The organism is uncultured Shimia sp. (assembly GCF_947493595.1).
GTDB lineage: Bacteria > Pseudomonadota > Alphaproteobacteria > Rhodobacterales > Rhodobacteraceae > Shimia.
This window is the reverse complement of sequence record NZ_CANLRL010000002.1, coordinates 325,454-344,021: the sequence shown is the minus strand read 5'-3', so window position 1 is coordinate 344,021 and position 18,568 is coordinate 325,454. Positions and strand designations below refer to the sequence as shown.

The following is an 18,568-nucleotide window of genomic DNA, read 5'->3' as shown; positions in this document are numbered from 1 at the left end:
TTCCTTTGCGTATCAACTGCCTCTAGTCGGACTCAAACAGATCTCGAGTAAAGACCTTCTCTGGCACGCTGGCCAATTCTTCGCTTCGACGATTTGCGATAATCACATCTGTCCGCGACTTAAATTCTTCCAGATCAGACACAACCTCCGATCCAAAGAATTCTTTTTCGTCCAAAGTTGGCTCATAGACCAATACCTCAACGCCCTTTGCCTTGATGCGCTTCATGATGCCCTGGACAGCGCTTTGACGGAAGTTGTCTGATCCGGATTTCATCACTAGCCGGTGGATCCCGACACAGCTTGGATTCATCTTCAGAATACTGTCGCCAATAAAGTCTTTACGTGTTTGGTTGGCGTCGACGATGGCCCGGATCAAATTTTGCGGAACTTCCGAGTAGTTCGCCAGAAGCTGCTTGGAGTCTTTTGGCAAGCAATACCCCCCATAGCCAAACGACGGGTTGTTGTAGTGGGTACCAATGCGTGGATCGAGGCCCACACCTTCGATAATTTGGCGAGAGTCCAAGCCGTGACTTAAGGCATAGCTGTCCAGTTCATTGAAATAGGCTACCCGCATCGCAAGATAGGTATTCGCAAACAGTTTGATGGCTTCTGCTTCGGATGAATCCGTGAAAAGAACAGGCACATCAGGTGTGAGCGACGCGGCCTTCAAAAGTGCTGCAAACTCTCCTGCGCGCGCTGAATTCTCACCGACAATAATTCGGGAGGGATACAGGTTGTCGTGCAGAGCTTTGCCTTCTCGCAAGAACTCAGGACTAAACAAAATTCGATCGGTGCCCAGCTTTTCCCGAAGCCCCACCGTATAGCCAACCGGGATCGTTGACTTGATGATAATCACTGCCGTGTCGTTGTGACCCAGAACGGTTTCGATGACCGCCTCTACAGAGGAGGTATCAAAGAAATTTGTCACCGGATCATAATTTGTTGGCGTCGCAACAATTACAAAATCCGCATCTGCAAACGCTTCCTCCGCTGACGTTGTCGCGGACAACTGCAGAGGCTTGGTTGCCAAATATTCTTCCAGGTCCGGATCAACAATTGGACACTTTAGATTGTTGAGCATCGACACACGCGTCGGATCAATATCAAACGCAACAACGGGATTGTTCTGTGCCAGCAGCACTGCGTTGGACAAACCAACATAGCCAATTCCAGCAACGGCAATCTTTACTTCAGACATCAAAACAACTTTCTTAGCGTCTGTTCGAACGTGGATGCCACTTTTGGCACTGCTCATAATTTGGGTGTGAAATCAGCTACGCGCGTAGATGTCTTCATAACGCACGATGTCATCCTCACCGAGGTAGCTCCCGGTTTGAACCTCAATCAGCACCATTGGCACCTTTCCAGGGTTCTCCATCCGGTGAACTGCACCAAGAGGAATATAAACAGATTGGTTTTCAGTGATGAGTTTCACATCCTCGTCGACTGTGACGCGCGCCGTGCCTTCAACAACAATCCAATGTTCCGACCGATGATGGTGGCTTTGCAAGCTGAGCGAAGCCCCAGGATTCACCACAATGCGTTTAACTTGAAAGCGGCCGCCAATGATAAGACTTTCGTACCAGCCCCATGGGCGGTAATCCCGCGGCAACTGAACAGCTTGGCTTGCACCTTTGTCTTTCAACGCGTTGACGGCTTCTTTGACTCGCTGTGCTTGAGATTTGGGTGCCACCAACACCGCATCTGACATTGCCACAACCAACATGTCCTCAAGACCAATGCCAACCACCTGTTGACCACGGGTTTCAGACCGCAACAACGTGTCTTTACAATCAATGGCAGTTGCCTCATCGGAACACACGTTGCCTGTGTCGTCCGGTCCACTTTCCATCCAAACTGCATCCCAGCCGCCAAGGTCCGACCAGCCTGCGCTAAATGGCATCACTGCCAGGTTGTCAGCTTTTTCCATGATCGCATAGTCAATGGAGATGTCTTCAACCAGTGCCCACGCATCCACATCCAAACGGGTGAAACCAAGATCAGCATCCGCCCCTTCAATCGCCGCGGACACAGTCTCGATCAGCTCAGGCGCATGGTCCCGATAAGCTGCCAATATGGCTTTGGCCGTGAACAAGAAGATGCCGGCGTTCCACAGGAAGTTACCCGCAGCCAGCATGTCTTCGGCGCGGCCCTGGTCCGGCTTTTCGATAAACCGCGCCAGGCTTTGTGGCGTGCTGGCAGTGGCATCTGAGCCTGTCGCCAGTTCCAGGTACCCATAGCCAGTCTCTGCACGTGTTGGCGTGATGCCAAACGTCACAAGATCCCCGGCAAGCGCACGGGGGGCTGCCGCTTGAACCGTGGATCGGAAGGACTCAGCATCAGGGATGACGTGGTCCGAAGGCGCCACCAGCATCAACGCCTCAGGATCCTCTTTTTCCAGCCAGAGCGCGGCCGCAAGCACAGCCGGCGCCGTGTTGCGGCCTTCCGGCTCGATCAGAATCCCAGCTGGTGCTTGTTCCACCTGCGCCAGCTGTTCGGTGACGATAAAGCGAAACGGCTCCCCGGTGAGAACCGTTGGCGCGGCAAACCCGTCTCCTGAGAGCCGCTTGGCGGAGGCCTGAAACAGACTCTCTTCGCCCATAAGCTTAGCAAACTGTTTCGGGTAAGATTTGCGCGACAGCGGCCACAGACGTGTGCCTGAACCGCCGCAGAGAAGAATGGGATGAATAAGCGAGGTCATGGTGTATCTTTCTATAAAAACTTATGGCCTTAATTCACGGCGTTGCCTTGAACAGAAAATGTGTGATGCCTCCAATCCGGGCGCCATTATTTACCGTTCCTTTGTCGGGGGCAACCTTAGGCAGCTGCGAAGGCTGAGAAATTGAAATACTGTCAGTCACTTCCGGTTTCACTGAACGACCGGCGACGCGAAAATAATAACAGTGGATATCAAAACAATCGACGACTTCTTCTTGCTTGTCCAAGCATACATTCAAGACGCTTGTTGTAGGTCCCATTGAAACGATTAATCCACAGACTTCTTGAGCTTGAGATAGTTGGAAAGTTACTGTTTCCCCTTCTCGGATTCGCACCATTTCAGTTGAGAACCCGTTTCTGGAAAACATCTGGCGGACTCCACAATCCGACACGACATCCGCGACGGCGTAGCAGTCAAAAATCGGCAATTTCTTTCCAGCAGGAAGCGCTTTTGGTGTATGCACCAGAACCTCTGACAACAAATGATTTAGAGCCTGCGCATATACTGCCTTTCCACTTGCCGTGGGATGAACATTGTCTTTCAGGTTCTCCTTCTGCAAGTCGACAATAACTCTTGGGACTTTGTATCTATCACAAATCTCTTTGTGAACGCGGAACATCCAGTCATTCTGAGGAACAACTCCTGTCTGGGGAAGGTCCAAAAACCCAATGCTGATACCGCGCTCCTGACACACGCCAAGCAAGCTCTCGATGGTCGCAGCGTGATCTGCACGTCTTTCTTTTGTGTCTGGTTGCAAGCGTGATATCGCGGTGGAAATTTCGACGATCAAATGATCGGGCTGCCAACGGTCCAAAAGATCCCGTACCAAATGGCGCGCGTGGTGCGGTTGCAATCCGCCTATACCAGCTTTATCCAACCTCAGATCGGGAAAATTCTTTGCAAATGTTTTTTGCCACTCTTCCACATATCCCGGCGTGTCAGCTGTGACACTAAAACCGTACACCAAACACCTAGATCGCGTATCTTTCAAGGCTTGCATATAGGGCGCGTCTGGCGCTTCTATCGCATTAATAATTGGACCATTTTTTTTCAAATCCTGAAATAGACCAAAGTCATTTTTTGCTGCTGGTCGGAGGATTTTTGCCAGATCATCGCGTTCCGATGCTTCAATGAACGGTACATCAGCTGGCTTGATTTCAGGAAGATTTGGGGCAACAAGCTCAGCGGTTTTGAGGAAGGATAAAAGCTGTGGCAATTGTTCTACCGTACCACAAAACGACAAATTCTTCTTACAGAACTCAAATATGGTATCCTGCTGCTCGGGTACACCCTTGCAACTGGACACAATACCAGATGTTTGTGAACTACGCCCTACGTCAATCTGATTTTGGACTGCCCAGTGGCAAGCTTCAATCAAAGAACGCTCAGAGAACACCTGATATAATGGGTGTTTTGGAGAAGCACATACCTCTAAATAACTACTTACAAACCGATCTACAGGATTTTGCACAACTGTGAACCGATTACACTTTGTTAAAAGGTCTCTGACAGGCGTATGTGCCGCCGAGAAACGTCCCCACAGCACGGACCAGTTTTTGACCGTGACCGTATCCACAAATTTTCCCTGATGTGCCGGATTAAAGTGCACGCATTTGGGACCGAGAAAATCAATTAGCTCCGGTGACAAAAATGAAGACCGTGTCTTTGCAAACTCCAGATACGTAAAACGTGGCTCAGGCCAGTCTGACGAAAATTTTGACTCATGAGACATCTCTCATCCGCCCCTGACCAGCTCAATCTTACGCATAAATTTTTCTGAATGTTTCAACACTGTCTTCCAGCAATAGCACCAGATTGGCAGGCCCATATTTGCGCCACTAGTTCGCAAATCCGCCAGTAGTCCGCACAGCTTCATAGAGTTGCAAATCCTCAGCAACAGCCGGCTCTAGGGCGGTTCGCAAAGCATCACGATCCCCTTTGCGAATATAGGGTGCCTTAATCTTGAGCTTCGCACGACTTTTTGCAGGCAACACGCCTTCTTGCTTCAAAAAATTGAGAAGCTGAATTGGCTTATCCGCACAGGCAACGAAAGAAAAGGCATCAGCCCAAGATTCCAAAGCGGCAGCGGCTGTGGACTGTGCACCGGCCGTCAATGCACTACACTGAGAATTGCGGCCATAGTCCAACCCCTCATCAATGCAATACTGCGCTGCCTCCACAGCCGACATATTACTGTACTTTTCGTACAGTGGATGCGTTCTGACCGTGCGCGCTTCCTGATAAGATGCGTAAAAGCGTTCGATCGGGTTTTGGACAATCGTAAAGAGCTTACAGCCATTCAGAACCTCTCGCACCCCTTGGTCAGCAGCGTTAAACCGCCCAGCAATTAGGGTCCAATGCTTGCTGTCTAGCCGCTCCAGAAAGGCGACTTGATGCGCAGGATTAAAGTGGACATATCCATCACCGGTGACCTTTTCCAGAAACGGCAGGACCGGGTCGTCAGTTGACTTTAATAATTCAAAATACCCGTAGTGATCTATTTTAGACATAATGGCCTCTTGGTTAAAAAATTTTGCCCTCAAGCTCGGTAATCAGATTGTGCACAAAACCAATCATATGTCTCAGCAAGCCCGTTTTTTAAATCCACTTTTGCTTTCCAGCCCATGTCTGCCAAGCGGCCGACATCCATCAATTTTTTCATGGTGCCATCGGGTTTAGAGGGGTCGTTGCTGATTTTTCCGGTAAACCCGGTGACTTTCGCAACCATCTGCGCCAACTCCATAATGGAGACATCGGTGCCCGTGCCCACGTTAATGTGGCTCAACATAGGGTCTGTGTTGGCCTCGTAGGTTTCCTTTGCAAGGTCCAGTACAAACAAGCTGGCCTCTGCCATGTCGTCCACATGCAAGAACTCACGCATCGGTTTGCCCGAGCCCCAGATTACGACCTCGTCAACTCCGTCACGGGCCGCTTCGTGGAAACGACGAATCAAGGCCGGCAACACATGGCTGTTTTCCGGATGGAAGTTGTCACCGGGGCCATAGAGGTTTGTCGGCATCACCGAGCGATAGTCGGTACCGTGTTGGCGGTTGTAGCTTTCACAAAGCTTGATGCCTGCGATTTTTGCGACCGCATAAGGCTCATTTGTGGGCTCCAACGTACCGGTCAACAACGCGTCTTCTTTCATCGGCTGCGGCACAGCTTTGGGGTAAATGCAGGACGATCCCAGCTGCAGCAAGCGCTGCACGCCAGCCTCGAAGGCCTGATGAATGACGTTACATTCAATCATCAGGTTCTCGTAAATGAAGTCCGCAGGATAGGTATTATTGGCATGGATGCCGCCCACTTTGGCGGCTGCCAAAATCACCACGTCCGGCTTTTCAGACTGCATAAATTCCCGCACGGCGATCTGGTTGGTTAAATCCAGCTCTGCATGGGTTTTGGTGAGCACTTCCAGCGCTTCACCGGCCTTTTGCCTGTCCTGAAGGCGGCGCAAAATAGCACCTCCAACCATACCGCGATGACCTGCAAGGTAAATTCTTTGCATGAGAAGGCCTTTCCCTTAGCCGTTTTCAACGGCAACCGGCAGCTCATAGCCGTGCTTTTGAAGCAGGGAGTGACGCTTGGAAACTTTGAGATCCTCAGACACCATCTCAGCGCACATTTCCTGTGTGGTGATCTCAGGAACCCAGCCAAGTTTGGCTTTCGCTTTTGACGGGTCACCCAACAGGGTCTCAACTTCGGCCGGGCGGAAATAGCGCGGGTCAACACGGACAATAACACTGCCAACACTCAACGCTGGCGCATCGTCGCCTTCAATCGCAACAACAGTTGCAACTTCATCCACACCCTCGCCGGAAAACTCCAGTGTGATGCCCAGCTCCGCGGCCGACCAAGTGATGAACTGGCGCACCGAATATTGAACACCGGTGGCAATGACGAAATCTTCTGCGGCTTCTTGTTGCAACATCATCCATTGCATCCGCACATAGTCTTTTGCATGGCCCCAGTCACGCAAGGCATCCATGTTGCCCATGTAGAGACACGGCTCCAAGCCCTGTGCGATGTTGGCCAAACCACGTGTGATTTTGCGGGTTACAAAGGTCTCCCCTCGCCGTGGGCTCTCGTGATTAAACAGAATACCGTTGCAGGCATACATGTTGTATGCCTCGCGATAGTTGACGGTGATCCAGTAGGAATAGAGTTTGGCCACGGCGTAAGGAGACCGCGGATAAAACGGTGTCGTCTCTTTTTGCGGCGTCTCCTGCACCAGGCCATACAGCTCGGATGTGGATGCCTGATAAAAACGCGTCTTCTCTTCCAGCCCTAGAAAACGGATCGCTTCCAGCAGGCGCAATGTGCCCATGCCGTCAACATCCGCAGTGTACTCCGGCGCTTCAAAACTCACGGCAACATGAGATTGTGCACCCAGATTGTATACTTCATCCGGCTCAACTTCACGCATGATGCGTGTTAAATTTGACGTGTCCGTCAGATCGCCGTAGTGCAGCTTGAACATTGCATTGTCGACGTGGGGATCTTGATAGATGTGATCCACCCGAGAGGTATTAAAGGAGGACGCACGGCGCTTAATGCCATGAACTTCATAGCCCTTAGCCAGCAAAAATTCCGCAAGGTAGGAGCCGTCCTGACCCGTTACACCGGTGATTAGCGCTTTCTTAGTCATAAATTCTTTCCATTAAAATGAACCGGGCCGATGGTGTCGACAGAAGACGTTAAACTCACATCTCAAAATCATATCATTGGCTAATAAACTCTGATCGCTGGTTATCAAATGTCCAGTAATCTCGCAAGACAGGAAAAATCTCCGATGCACAGAATTGAGTGGTCACCTATGTCACCACCACCGCCGGTGCATCCGGATCCGGATTGTAATTTAACCTGTCACAAAGCGCATGATAGGATCGGCAGCCCTTCATCAATTGTTCCTTGATAGTGTCTGGCACATCTCGCCTCGAGCGCGCCGTTATGCGGGGGGAAGAGCGACCACTGTCCCCGGACAGCTTGATGGTTGGGAGAAAATCTTGCCAACGAGGCTCGAATGGTAATTCCAGACATTCAGCCATTCGTTTACACTCGACGTCCGGTTCTTGCACAAAATGCTCGTAGTGAAAAATCTGGGGCGCTCGGTAGGAATCCAGAAAGCTCAAGTAGCAATTGGCGTAACCTTCCAAAGTGCCCGTCAAGTTTCTCGCCCAGCCATTGCGCCTGAGTGACATGTAGGAATCCAAAGGGTGACGCACTGACAAAATGGCGCGTGTCTCAAACCGACTGGCAAGCATGCTGCCCATTGTTGGACGTGAGCTCAGATCTGAAAACTCGCAGAAATGGGAATGGGAATGGTCTCTCACGACCAGATTCTCGCCGCGCTGATCCGTGGCTTTGTACAACACTTCTAGTTGCTGCAGGAACATGTCCACAATTGTTTTTTGACTTGGTGGGTTGCGGTTGTTGCGGGCCAAATGGATCAGGTCGCTTGGGGCAAAGCCGGTGGACACTCGGGCATTGGAACTAAAGGGATCAACCTCACTAAGAACCATAGTATTGGGCTGACATGCCAAAGCGCGGGTAATCAAAGTGCCACCAGAGCACGCGAAGTGATGAACCACGCGAAGTGGAGTCACTTGTGTGGTCTTGAGGATCTCGACTTGCCGTTGGCACTGTACCAACAGGCTGCCCAAAGCGACATCGGAGGTCAATTCCGTTCTGCTTTCAGTTGCGTTGACCTCCAGAAGTGAAAGCGTGTCCTCTACAAAGCTAACAAGCTCTACTTTTCCTGTCATGGCTTGGCGTCGCCTTGTGGCTTACTGTCCTCGCCAGGTACAACAGACGTCTTCAAGGCAGGTGGGACTTCAGATTCCCCAGAACCGTTCAGTTGGTGAAGATACCCTGAAGCCGCTGTCAAACGGGCGGTTACCGTCATAAGCAACGTGTCTTGGTTCTTCTTGTCGAGATACAGCGCCTCGTATTTCTCTTGGAGCTTGGTAAAGTCAGAGTGCAGCGCTGCTTGACTTCTAAGCAGAACACCATGCTCCAATTCCTTTTGGTCGAGCTTGGTCTGGAGGGCTTCGATCTCCAACTGGTCAGAGTTTTTTGTGTCTTCTTTCGCGACATCGGAAGACGCTTCTCGCTCACGCAACAACTCGGTCATTTGGTTTATTTTGGACGTAGCTGCCGTCAACTCGGCGCTTTTTTGTTCAAGATCGGTTTCGACTTGAGTTAGGCGTTTTAGGCCTTCGACCCGCGCTGTCTCTTCCGATTTTAACCGCTCTTTTGCCTCGCGCGCTTCCTGTTTTAACGAGTCAACTTGCGTCGAGATCTTAGGCTGTCGCGCAGTCAATTCTGCCAGTCGCGCATCCCGGTGCACGCAAGAGTCTTCAGCGGTCTTTGCTCGGGCTTCCATTTCAGACAACTTGACCTGCAGGCTGGCCACCTTGTCCTGCAGCAATTTGTTTTCTGACCCGACACTTTTATTTGCAGTAGTTCGCGCTCCAACATTGCGCATTCGCTCAATTTCGGCGCGGGCAATATCTCTCTCTGAGGACGCTACCTTAAGTCTGGATTCGCTTTTTTTGCGCGCACGTTCCGACGATGTAAGACGCGCGGCTATTTCAGAAAGCTCCGCGTCGGCGGCCTGAAGTTTTTGGTTCGCATCCTGGAACTGATCAATCAAGCTTCTGCGTTCAAACACATACCGCGACACTCCAAATCCCAAATGCTTATGTTGCCGCAGTTCAAACCCTGCTGATTGCACCAGCATCAAGCAAGTTTCAGCGCTCTCGTCGGTATCAAACAACTTCTCTTGAGACACGCTGAGCGCAACTTGATTGAAACTGTCCAACAGAGACAACGCAATGAGTTGCCGAATAATTTCAAGGTTTTCGCCCATCGCCTCAAGAACAAGCGTGTTACTCCTACCATCAGCCAGTTCAACACGCTGAAAGAGATCTTTGACGCCAAGAACCTCGACAGTCGCGGTGCTTACTTTCCGTATCCCTGGGAAGTAATTAAGCAGCCCATCGCCCTGTCGCAGCCCGTTAAAAGCAGCATTGTTCCAGAAGTGCATAACACCATAAGACGATTTTTGCGTGTTCCCCGCCACCGCTACAGGAATAATGGTCAACCGATCGTCCGTTTTCGCATGAGCGCGCAAACTCTGGCCACACTCCGGATCCGGGTCAACGAGATACACTCGCCGCGTGCCCTCACACAGGTAGCTGGCGAGTTGATCACCGTGGCCCGCACCAATGACGATAATTGTCTCCGGTGCAGAACACTCAACTCCGTTTGTCGTAAAGTCTTCCATCACTAATTTGGTCCCATGTCGGTGAGTGTAGCTATAGCGAATTGGCGCAGCATGGCCAAATATTCCACCACTTGAAGGCGCACAAAAAACTGCAACGTGTCATTTCGCACGCCGTGTCAGCCCTCTAGAGCTTGTCGACCTCACGCAAAACGGCCTCCGCAACACGAACTCTCTCGGCCACAATAGCATCATGGTCTGTAAAGGTTTTCCGCAAGTATCTCGCGGTTTCGATCCAGGCTTCCGCCATTTCCAGATCCGGTGCTACCTCAGATATCATTTTCGCACCCTCATCCGCGGATTTACCAAACGTATTGATCACACATCTGGGTGACACAAGCTTGTGAATGCTGTGATCCTTGTCAGCGAAATAGGTAGGAATTCCTCCCACAACAAACGCATCGACAATTTTCTCGGAGATATAGTCTTTTTGATGCGTATTTTCGAAACTGGACATAACACGGACACGCCCATTCAGGGCTGCTAGCTTATCCAGATGCCAATCTGGCAAATCTTGTCGCGGTTTGTCGCTATGCCAGCCTTTCCCCTCCCGCAACACATTGTCACCGATGGTTTTAGCAGCGATCTCAGACCGATAGCTACTTAAGGTATACACTGCATGTTCAGGCACGTTTTTTGTGTATTTGCTGCCTTCCCGTCTTTCAGCAATAAATGCAGCCGATATGTCAGCGTTTTGCCACCGATCCAGGAGTTCTTTGGGCTTGAGATTGCAGTTTGGGGCAATGAGAAGCCCATAACGCGCCAAAAGATCATCGTTTGTGAGCAAGAAATAGGGGATTTTGTCGAACGCATAAATTTCGGAGTTCGAGTGGTTCAAAAACACGTAATCTACTTCAGCATCACCACATTTTGCCTTGCGGTTTTGTGATGAAAATCCTCCGCTCCATAGACTGTCCCAAAGGGGTTCTTCGGAAACAACCATAAACTTGGTGTCGGGAGAATTTTGGGAAATGGTCTCATAGACTTCAACATTCTCCCTGAAGTCTACATTGTACCCCGTCATAATCACATCTGCGCGCGTTGGATCACTCGCAATCTGAAATTTGCCCTGCACAGCTTGTTGAAATGCCGGATAACTCAATGGTGTGCGGTTTGAATGGTTGCCAAAAAAGCAGATACTTGGCCCAGACGTGGCAACCACACTGGGAGTATACACAGCAGGCGGGTGTTCCTGCGATTCGAAGTGAGATGCCACGCCATGGTAGTGTTGAAGAGTCACGTTGTCCGCGGGCAAAATCTCCTGCGCTAATTCAAGCACCTGCCCCAATACGGTGCCGTCATCTTTGAACTCTTCCAGCAATCCACCACCTTCAAGAAGGAGGTCGGAACTACAAACACGTAACAACAGCTGGGCCTGCCTGTCCGTGATTTTGTCTGACAGGCTCATTGTTTCTGCTAAAGTTTCACGGAAGGCTGCGGAAGGCGTCGTTTCGTCGACGCCCGGTACTTTGGCTTGATGCCCAAGCGTCAGCATGAACTTATGTACGTCGTAGACAAAAGAGTCCGGGCCGTAGAGCAGCCAAAGCTGCGCACAGACTTTGCGCATTGCTTCCAACTTGTGAGTATCTTTCGCGAGTTCTATCAAACGCGCCGGTAGCTCCTTGATAGACTCCCTGTCCTCTTTACAGAATACCACACCAGCCTCCCACAAAGCCGGGTCACCAGGCATCGCGTAAGAGTCGGCCATAATGACAGGAATGCCTCCTGCCCCAAGGGTTTCCCAAAGGCGGATCGAATTCGGCCCGGTGCCGGACGGACACAGGGAGAAAACACTCTTTACCATCGAAATTCTGAATTGCTCCGATGCTGATTTGTCGATCAAATCTGCAGCATTTCCACCCTTTTTCTCAGGTTTGATTTGGTGCTCATAGACCACTTTGTTGTAGTGCCACGTATCTCGCCCGATGATCAGTCCTCTCGGGTGATCCTTCAATTCGTTCAGGATCCATTCGCGGGCTTGCGTCAGGTAATATTGATTTGACTTGGCGCCAATGAATGAGAACAGATACGGTCGCTCCGAAATCGGCAAAATTGTATCCGCTTCCGGAATTTGCACCGGAAACAGCGGAAAAGGATGAATGTCGAACCCAGCAGTGTCCTGATCTACTGTCTCTCTGGTTGTGGCATGCGACCAAAAAATATGACTAATTCCGGCCTGCTCAAACAAGTACAAAAAGTTACGCAGCTTAATATGCTGACAAGTGGTGACCCGCACCGTGCCCTGAGGCAAGCCATCAACAAATTTACGAAACAATGACAAATGAAGTTCAGAATCTTTCGCGTGTGTCTGAATTTTATCAATCAGGTTTGCCCAGGGGTACGCAACATACGTAACTGTCTCCGGGATGCTGCCCACATTCTTCAATTGGGTGAAGGCGTGCTGTTCCGTAATTGCAGGAAACTGCCAATCACGATCATAGGCAGCGATGTTGTTATCAAAGGAGACAAAATCTTCCAACGGCACCTCCTCCACAGCTTCAGGAGATGTTCCGGTTGCAACGATTCTCGGTTGCGCCGAGTTTTTTCTGATATTGGGTTTTGCCTTAAGAATCTGTGACAGGCCACTCGACACCGCCGCGTTGCACCCGCGTTCTAACACTTGCAACACATCTTCACCTTCCAGCTCTTTGACCTGTCGGCAAAGAAATTCGGCATCGGGCTTGGCCAAATCCTCGAGAATTTCCGCTCGCAGAGTTTGAGGGAGAGACTCGTTGATTTCTGACTCAACACTGGCTTCCGTATCGTCATCGTTCAAAGTGCGCGCCGCGAAAGCAACTGGCGACTGTACCAAAGAAGCTTTGGCGGCGAATAGCGACCAAAGCTTCCAGTCTCCCGCCCATTCCATTGATGCAATTTTGTTGTCGGCATCAACCGACTCCCACAACCAGCGCCGGAAGAAGGTTCCAGCCTGTTGTAACCGGGGCCAGTGTATCCCGTCACAAAGGCCGGCTGCCAAAAACGCCTTTGGAACATCAATGGAAACGGATTGATCTGGAACCGGCACTTCATCTTTTAGCACACTTGGAGCGCCACTGATCCAAGACACCTGAGCCGGCGACATTTGCGACGCGATTTTTGCAACAAATGACAAACATCCAGGTTGAAGTATGTCGCCAGGTTGGAGCCATGTTACAAACTGATTTCTAGCCGGAGACATGGCCTCTAAGCCTTGGCACACAGATCGGAATGTACTACTCCCAACGTCCGCGCCAATAGAAATGTCGATACTAACACACTGAAGCGGAAATCCCTTTGAGCTAAGTCGCCGTTTCCACCACTTCAGCCGATCCACAACTTCGGTTTCAGGCGTTCGGCAGTGCACATGAAGCCTGATGGAAAAATTTCCCGTTTGCGTAACGATGCTGAGTATCGAACGGTCAATCGCTTTGATGTCATCGTTACCAGGAATGGTAATAAAAAGCGTTTCTGGCATGATCGGCCCTATGAATTTTCACTAATAATATAATCGCCTATTAAATACCTTGAGGCGCCCTTACCGCTAACTAGCGGCTCGCACGCTGAAGAACAATGGCTTTTCCCAATTCACACCACGTTCAACGGACTTATGATTGATACAAATGTCAAAGCTCCCCGCCACCCATACACGCATCCAACTTTTTGATTTTGCCGTGCTTAGTTGAACATCGTGCAAGGAGTTAGGGTCTTGGGGGAACTCACATGACGCATACCCCAGTCATAGGCACATCAATCTCTATCCCTGTCTGCACTCCAATTTGGCACTGAAATTGGTCCATTTCTCGCATTCTGAACCGGAGTCGGAAACAGGGTGTCGTGCGGCGCGTCAGGGCCATGAGGCAATATAAGCCCTACCTCCAACCGATCAGGTTGCCGCACCACCGCTCCGACAAACCATTCACTGTTAGGGCCCGTAGGCAATACGCTTTCTAACGTTGCCAGACCTGAAAAGTCAAACTCGGTACCATTGACAATCAAAACATCGTCTCGACGCTCCAAAGTCAGTTGTTCGCTGCTGCGCATAGGGGAAAACGATAACTGCATATTCATCTTGAGCACCTCCTTAGAACCAACGGCCGAGCCACATTTTGTTACCGTCGATTTTGGTTGTGACGCCAGCAAACGAGGCCGGCGCCGTTGTTATCGGCAAGTTATTGTTTGTGCAGATCTGAGTACCATCCGCCCACCTTGTATAAGTTCCGTTGGAGTTTTCTCCGCTTTCGACGATCGCACCTGAGGGTGTCCCGTTTACTTGCGAGACTGCGCCAACAATATTGTTGTGGTGCATGACTTCACTCCAAAACAGGGGTTCCCCCGCCCCACCAGAACCACCTTGTGCGCCGATCCAAAAGCGCAAAGCCTGACTGCCAGTGGTTCGAATTGCTAAGGCGGCCAAGCGCTCGGACCCAAGGCCTGGATGGCTACGCATGACCACCATGTTGTGCCCCCACGCGCCTTGCTCGGGGCTATCGATCGGGCCATTTGAAGCGTAGCTGTATAATCCCGGCTTGAGCGCGCGCGACACCAAGGCGCTGGATCCCGTCAAAAGTTGCGCCGCGCCTAGCCCAAATGCGCCAACCGTCAGCAGCTTCCCGTTGCCATCATCAGTGGCGTTGGATTGGACCGCAGCACCTTGTGCTGTGCCGTTGCTTTGATCCAACACCAAAGCCTCCGTCCAATTAACACCGTCCGGGCTCACTTTGATTGAAAAATCATCGCTGGCGGCCGTGCCCATTTCGGCACGACCCGACCAATCTGTTTGAAACAACACACTGGCTGTATCGCCTTCTTCCGCTTTGTTCACTTTGAGCTGATGCCCACTTCCCTCATGGGAAAAAAGTGTCGCTGGTGCAGCCACAGAGAGCCGATTTGTCGGATCAACTCCGGTGTTCACGCCAAGTCCCTGCAGGTTTTCAAGCGCTTCAACAGAAGGAGTTTTCCAGACCTCTCCGTCCCAAAGGCGCATGACCGATGTCATTTTGTCTAAGGCAATCAGGCCCTCTTGCAGAGGCTCGAAAACCCAGTATTCGTCACTCCAAATTGCAAAATGGAATGCCTGCCCTGCCCAAACATCTGTTGGCATAGCACCGAGAGCCCAGATCTGCCCTTCTTCAGGCAGCGCGGGCGGTGTGGTCGCATCGAACCCTTCGACAAGAGTCTGAACCAGTACGTCCAGCTTTTGCAGGGCATCATTGTGGGTAACGTGTTTTTGCGCTTGTGACGGCATGAGATAGGGCAGTCCAAGACGGGAAGAATGTTCTGACATATGGAAACTCCATCAATGAGAGATGGACGCAAGAGTCAGAGACCGGAATTGCCAAGAGGAAAACGCAACAATCGCAGGTGTTGCACACTCAAAAACGACGTCGGTATGCCGTCTGTATCATAACGGTTTTGCGGAGGTGCAAATCCGGCGATTTTTTTGAGCATTCAACATGGCAAAACCCAATCATGGTCGACGGGTGATTGTATAGATCTGGCCCGCTCGAAATGGCCCCTGCAAATAGGTTGTACTGCTGTCCGCCCACGTAACAGATGCCCCCGAAACTTCTGATTTTGAACCGAGACCAAAATGCGCACGCGGCGCATCAAAACTCATGAAGCCGCCGCCCACCTGCAATTCTCGCATCTGATTGCCGCCGCCGGTTTCTATCAAAGTCACTCGTGCGCCGATGCCATCCCGATTGCCAATGTGGTCTTCAAGTCGGAACACCAAGGCAGCCCCCTGCGCGTTATTGCGGAACGCCACCAGCGGTCCGTTGACTGGGTGGGTTATCAAATCGAGATCGCCGTCGTTGTCAAAATCCATCTGAGTGGCGCTGGCCGTCATGAGGTAGTCCTCCAACCCAAAGGGACCGGAGGCCTCGGCAAAGGAGCCGTCACCTTCGTTGTGGAAGAAGAGGTTGGACGGGGACACCTCGTTGGGCACCCATGTGCCGTTCACGATGTAAACATCCTGCCAACCATCCAGATCAAAGTCGGCGACTTTGGTGTCCCAGCTCCAGCCGCCCACGTCGAGACCAAGGGCCTCGGCCTGATCTTCCCAACCCGCGCCTTTGCGGGCCAGCAAGACGTTGGAGCGCAAAATTTGCGGATGGGTCAGAGCAATCTCGTCAGCACTAGGCGTGCGGGTCGGTTGGAAATGCCAGTCACAATAGGCGCGCGGAATAGGTTGGTCGGCGCGGATCAATTCGCAAATCGAAGCGTCGCGTTTTTGAATAGCTAGGTCTTTCACAAGCATCGCCTTGCATTCCACTTGATCGCGGCCCGTCAGCGTTTGGCAGTTTTTGGCATAAGTCGGGTCGAAATTGTTGCCGGACTTGTACCAGGATTTGATCTGCATGTTCTTCACACAGCGGGCTTTGGCCTCCGCGTTCTGGATGCCATCACAGTAGAGCTCCAGCGGCTGCATCTTGAGCGTGTCAGATACGCCAGACGAGCGCCCGGCAATCTGGGCCATGTAGATGTCTGTGCTGCCGTCATTGGCCAAATCCGCAGTTTTAATCGCCATTGTAGTGGTGGTGGTGTGCGGAATCAGCCCCTGTGGCTCAGTCAGCATGGCAAAACCGCCGGTCCCATCGCCACGATAGAAATAGTCAGGGATGTCAAAGTCGTTGCCAACAATCAGGTCGGTGGCGCCGTCGTCGTCAAAGTCAGAGAACAGGATGGAAAGGGTTTCGCCGGGCAGACCTGGCATGTCGGCATAGGTTTCGCCGCTGAGCGCCCCATCGGTGTTGAGGATCAGCCGGTTGCGGCTCTCTTCGCCCGGAATGCGGCGGTACCAGCCTGCCGCCCAGTTACCCAGCGCCACGTCCAAAGTGCCATTAGCATCCACATCCGCCAGTGCCACAGCAAGGGATAGTGGAGTCTGCGGGTTGTTGGGCACGGCTTTGGGGGGCTCGGTGCCAAAACTGCCCTCAACGTTGCGCCACCAGTAGTTGCCTTGCAGGTAGGTGGTGAGGAAGAGGTCCGGCCAGCCGTCGTTGTCTATGTCGGCGAAAACAGCATTAAAAACTGGTGCGGAGACCAGTTCACCCAAAGGGGCGCTGGCAGGGGTAAACACACCCGAGCCGTCATTTGTGTAGAGATACAAGCCCACTTCAGTAGAGGCGATTGCAAGATCAAGATCGCCATCTCGGTCAAAATCGGCACTGGACAGGCTGCGGCCTTCCCAGAAGGGTGGCCACATATCACGAAAAGAGAATTCGACCGGCTTGTCGATTCCAATCGTGTCCGCCTCCATGCGCGTGAATGGCTGATCTGCCATTGGAGATGCTGGCGCCAATGGTGTGCTTGTGACGGTGATTGAAGGGGCCTCCGAGGCGGCGGCAGCCCACATCGGCTGCACCTGGTCTGGTGCCCGACTTTCAAGCAACATCTCCAGAGCCCGGCGGCTTTGCCATTCGTGATAGCCTTGAGCGCCCATGCCCGCCAGAACACCAAGCACGGCGATGGTTGCTGACAACATCCAAGCGGCGCGGACGCCTACGGATTGCACAACAATCAGGCACGAGTAGACCGAGAAGATCCCCAGAGTGAAGAGAAGCCCCATGACATAGCCATGCGCGAGACCGGCGGACAACAGAGCGCCTGTGACAACCACATCGAAGGCTATGGGGACGGGGAGAAACAAGCCCACAATCACAATGACGATCAAGGCCGCAACGCCAAAAGCCAGCCCCGTGATCAGGTCTTGCGGTAACAGCACAGCAACAAGCGCCCCAAGAAATCCAGCCAACAACATCAGCGGCACTGTCATTTTCACGATGTACCAGAGGTTTTTCAGGAAGCCCTGCGCGACGGCCAGAATGGCGGTGCCCAGTGGGTCGGAGGCGGGCTGACCTTGTGACAACTCATCCACGCTCCAGGGCGTGGCCTCTTTTAGGTCTGCGGACGCGATTTCGGTTTGCGGCAACAGGCGGCAAATCAGCGGCACCGCCACAAGGATCACCACCAGACTGAGCGCGATCTTGGCGACAGCCATGTAGAAGGGCAGAAGCGAGAACAGCATTGTCAGGACAACAATGTTTAGCGTTGGGGAGGCAATCATGGCAGACAGCGTGGTTTCCGCGCGCATGCCGGCGGAGTACATGCCACGCGCAATCGGGGCGGCGCAGTTCACACAAACGCCAAGCGGGGTGCCGATGGCCAACCCAAGGAGTGAATTGGCAAAACCACCGCGAAAGCTGCGCTGTTTGAGGTAGCTGGCGGCAGTGAGGAAGGCAGCGGCAAACAAGACGCCAAAAGTCATGCCCTTTTTGTTGGTGTTGATCCAATTGATCGTGGTGTAAAAAATCCGCTCGAGCGTACTCATGTCGACAGTCAACGGAAAGAGCGCCTCAAAGCCCAAAGGGTCTTCCAGCTGGATAGCCCCTGACATCATCGCCTTTTCATCCAGCGCAGGATAACGAGATCCGGTCCAGAAAAGATAAGCCAACACCGCGACAATGAGAGCCGCTAGAAAGAAGCGTTTTTCGTAGGGGGCGACGACCATTTTTTGCATCAAGATTTTCCTACACATCCTTGGTGGTCCGATATAACTTGACGTCTCAGCACAGCCATTTTTT

General features: G+C 51.9%; 12 protein-coding genes. All 12 read right to left on the bottom strand.

The genetic code is table 11. The features are described 5' to 3' along the window. Positions 1-22: 22 nt before the first annotated feature. The 12 genes from Q0955_RS07230 to Q0955_RS07175 all read right to left on the bottom strand — a co-directional run bounded on the left by Q0955_RS07230 (position 23) and on the right by Q0955_RS07175 (position 18,504). Positions 23-1,198, bottom strand: coding sequence for a nucleotide sugar dehydrogenase (locus Q0955_RS07230; protein WP_299421890.1), 1,176 nt, complete (start codon positions 1,196-1,198; stop codon positions 23-25). A gap of 72 nt (positions 1,199-1,270) precedes the next feature. Beyond that, positions 1,271-2,701, bottom strand: a complete 1,431-nt coding sequence (locus Q0955_RS07225; protein WP_299421887.1) for a mannose-1-phosphate guanylyltransferase/mannose-6-phosphate isomerase — start codon at positions 2,699-2,701, stop codon at positions 1,271-1,273. A gap of 34 nt (positions 2,702-2,735) precedes the next feature. Then, on the bottom strand, positions 2,736-4,451 hold the full coding sequence (locus Q0955_RS07220; RefSeq protein ID WP_299421884.1) for a sulfotransferase family 2 domain-containing protein: 1,716 nt from the start codon (positions 4,449-4,451) through the stop codon (positions 2,736-2,738). 106 nt (positions 4,452-4,557) lie between these two features. After that, positions 4,558-5,229, bottom strand: a complete 672-nt coding sequence (locus tag Q0955_RS07215) for a hypothetical protein (RefSeq protein ID WP_299421881.1) — start codon at positions 5,227-5,229, stop codon at positions 4,558-4,560. Positions 5,230-5,258: 29 nt separating this feature from the next. Then, a complete protein-coding gene (locus tag Q0955_RS07210) occupies positions 5,259-6,227 on the bottom strand; it encodes a GDP-L-fucose synthase (RefSeq protein ID WP_299421879.1) in 969 nt (322 codons plus the stop codon). 15 nt (positions 6,228-6,242) lie between these two features. Beyond that, complete coding sequence (gene gmd / locus Q0955_RS07205) at positions 6,243-7,367, bottom strand: GDP-mannose 4,6-dehydratase (protein WP_299421876.1); 1,125 nt, start codon at positions 7,365-7,367, stop codon at positions 6,243-6,245. A 166-nt stretch (positions 7,368-7,533) separates the two neighbouring features. Beyond that, complete coding sequence (locus Q0955_RS07200) at positions 7,534-8,484, bottom strand: hypothetical protein (RefSeq protein WP_299421873.1); 951 nt, start codon at positions 8,482-8,484, stop codon at positions 7,534-7,536. Then, entirely contained in the window at positions 8,481-10,007 is a 1,527-nt protein-coding gene (locus Q0955_RS07195) for a hypothetical protein (protein WP_299421870.1), read from the bottom strand. The genes Q0955_RS07200 and Q0955_RS07195 overlap by 4 nt, the downstream gene beginning before the upstream one ends. A 124-nt stretch (positions 10,008-10,131) precedes the next feature. Further along, positions 10,132-13,458, bottom strand: a complete 3,327-nt coding sequence (locus Q0955_RS07190) for an exostosin family protein (protein ID WP_299421868.1) — start codon at positions 13,456-13,458, stop codon at positions 10,132-10,134. Between the two features lie 272 nt (positions 13,459-13,730). Beyond that, positions 13,731-14,051 carry a hypothetical protein gene (locus Q0955_RS07185; RefSeq protein WP_299421865.1) on the bottom strand — a complete coding sequence of 107 codons (321 nt, stop codon included), beginning with the start codon at positions 14,049-14,051 and terminating at the stop codon, positions 13,731-13,733. Between the two features lie 13 nt (positions 14,052-14,064). After that, positions 14,065-15,267 carry a DUF2793 domain-containing protein gene (locus Q0955_RS07180; RefSeq protein ID WP_299421862.1) on the bottom strand — a complete coding sequence of 401 codons (1,203 nt, stop codon included), beginning with the start codon at positions 15,265-15,267 and terminating at the stop codon, positions 14,065-14,067. A gap of 183 nt (positions 15,268-15,450) precedes the next feature. Next, a complete protein-coding gene (locus Q0955_RS07175; RefSeq protein ID WP_299421860.1) occupies positions 15,451-18,504 on the bottom strand; it encodes an FG-GAP-like repeat-containing protein in 3,054 nt (1,017 codons plus the stop codon). Positions 18,505-18,568: the final 64 nt, after the last annotated feature.

Excerpts from the sequence above, each read along its gene's own strand:
- Q0955_RS07180 (WP_299421862.1), bottom strand. The coding sequence starts at position 15,267 with ATGTCAGAACATTCTTCCCGTCTTGGACTGCCCTATCTCATGCCGTCA.
- Q0955_RS07230 (WP_299421890.1), bottom strand. The coding sequence starts at position 1,198 with ATGTCTGAAGTAAAGATTGCCGTTGCTGGAATTGGCTATGTTGGTTTG.
- Q0955_RS07210 (WP_299421879.1), bottom strand. The coding sequence starts at position 6,227 with ATGCAAAGAATTTACCTTGCAGGTCATCGCGGTATGGTTGGAGGTGCT.
- Q0955_RS07195 (WP_299421870.1), bottom strand. The coding sequence starts at position 10,007 with ATGGAAGACTTTACGACAAACGGAGTTGAGTGTTCTGCACCGGAGACA.
- Q0955_RS07215 (WP_299421881.1), bottom strand. The coding sequence starts at position 5,229 with ATGTCTAAAATAGATCACTACGGGTATTTTGAATTATTAAAGTCAACT.
- gmd (WP_299421876.1), bottom strand. The coding sequence starts at position 7,367 with ATGACTAAGAAAGCGCTAATCACCGGTGTAACGGGTCAGGACGGCTCC.
- Q0955_RS07185 (WP_299421865.1), bottom strand. The coding sequence starts at position 14,051 with ATGAATATGCAGTTATCGTTTTCCCCTATGCGCAGCAGCGAACAACTG.
- Q0955_RS07200 (WP_299421873.1), bottom strand. The coding sequence starts at position 8,484 with ATGACAGGAAAAGTAGAGCTTGTTAGCTTTGTAGAGGACACGCTTTCA.
- Q0955_RS07225 (WP_299421887.1), bottom strand. The coding sequence starts at position 2,701 with ATGACCTCGCTTATTCATCCCATTCTTCTCTGCGGCGGTTCAGGCACA.
- Q0955_RS07220 (WP_299421884.1), bottom strand. The coding sequence starts at position 4,451 with ATGTCTCATGAGTCAAAATTTTCGTCAGACTGGCCTGAGCCACGTTTT.
- Q0955_RS07190 (WP_299421868.1), bottom strand. The coding sequence starts at position 13,458 with ATGCCAGAAACGCTTTTTATTACCATTCCTGGTAACGATGACATCAAA.
- Q0955_RS07175 (WP_299421860.1), bottom strand. The coding sequence starts at position 18,504 with ATGCAAAAAATGGTCGTCGCCCCCTACGAAAAACGCTTCTTTCTAGCG.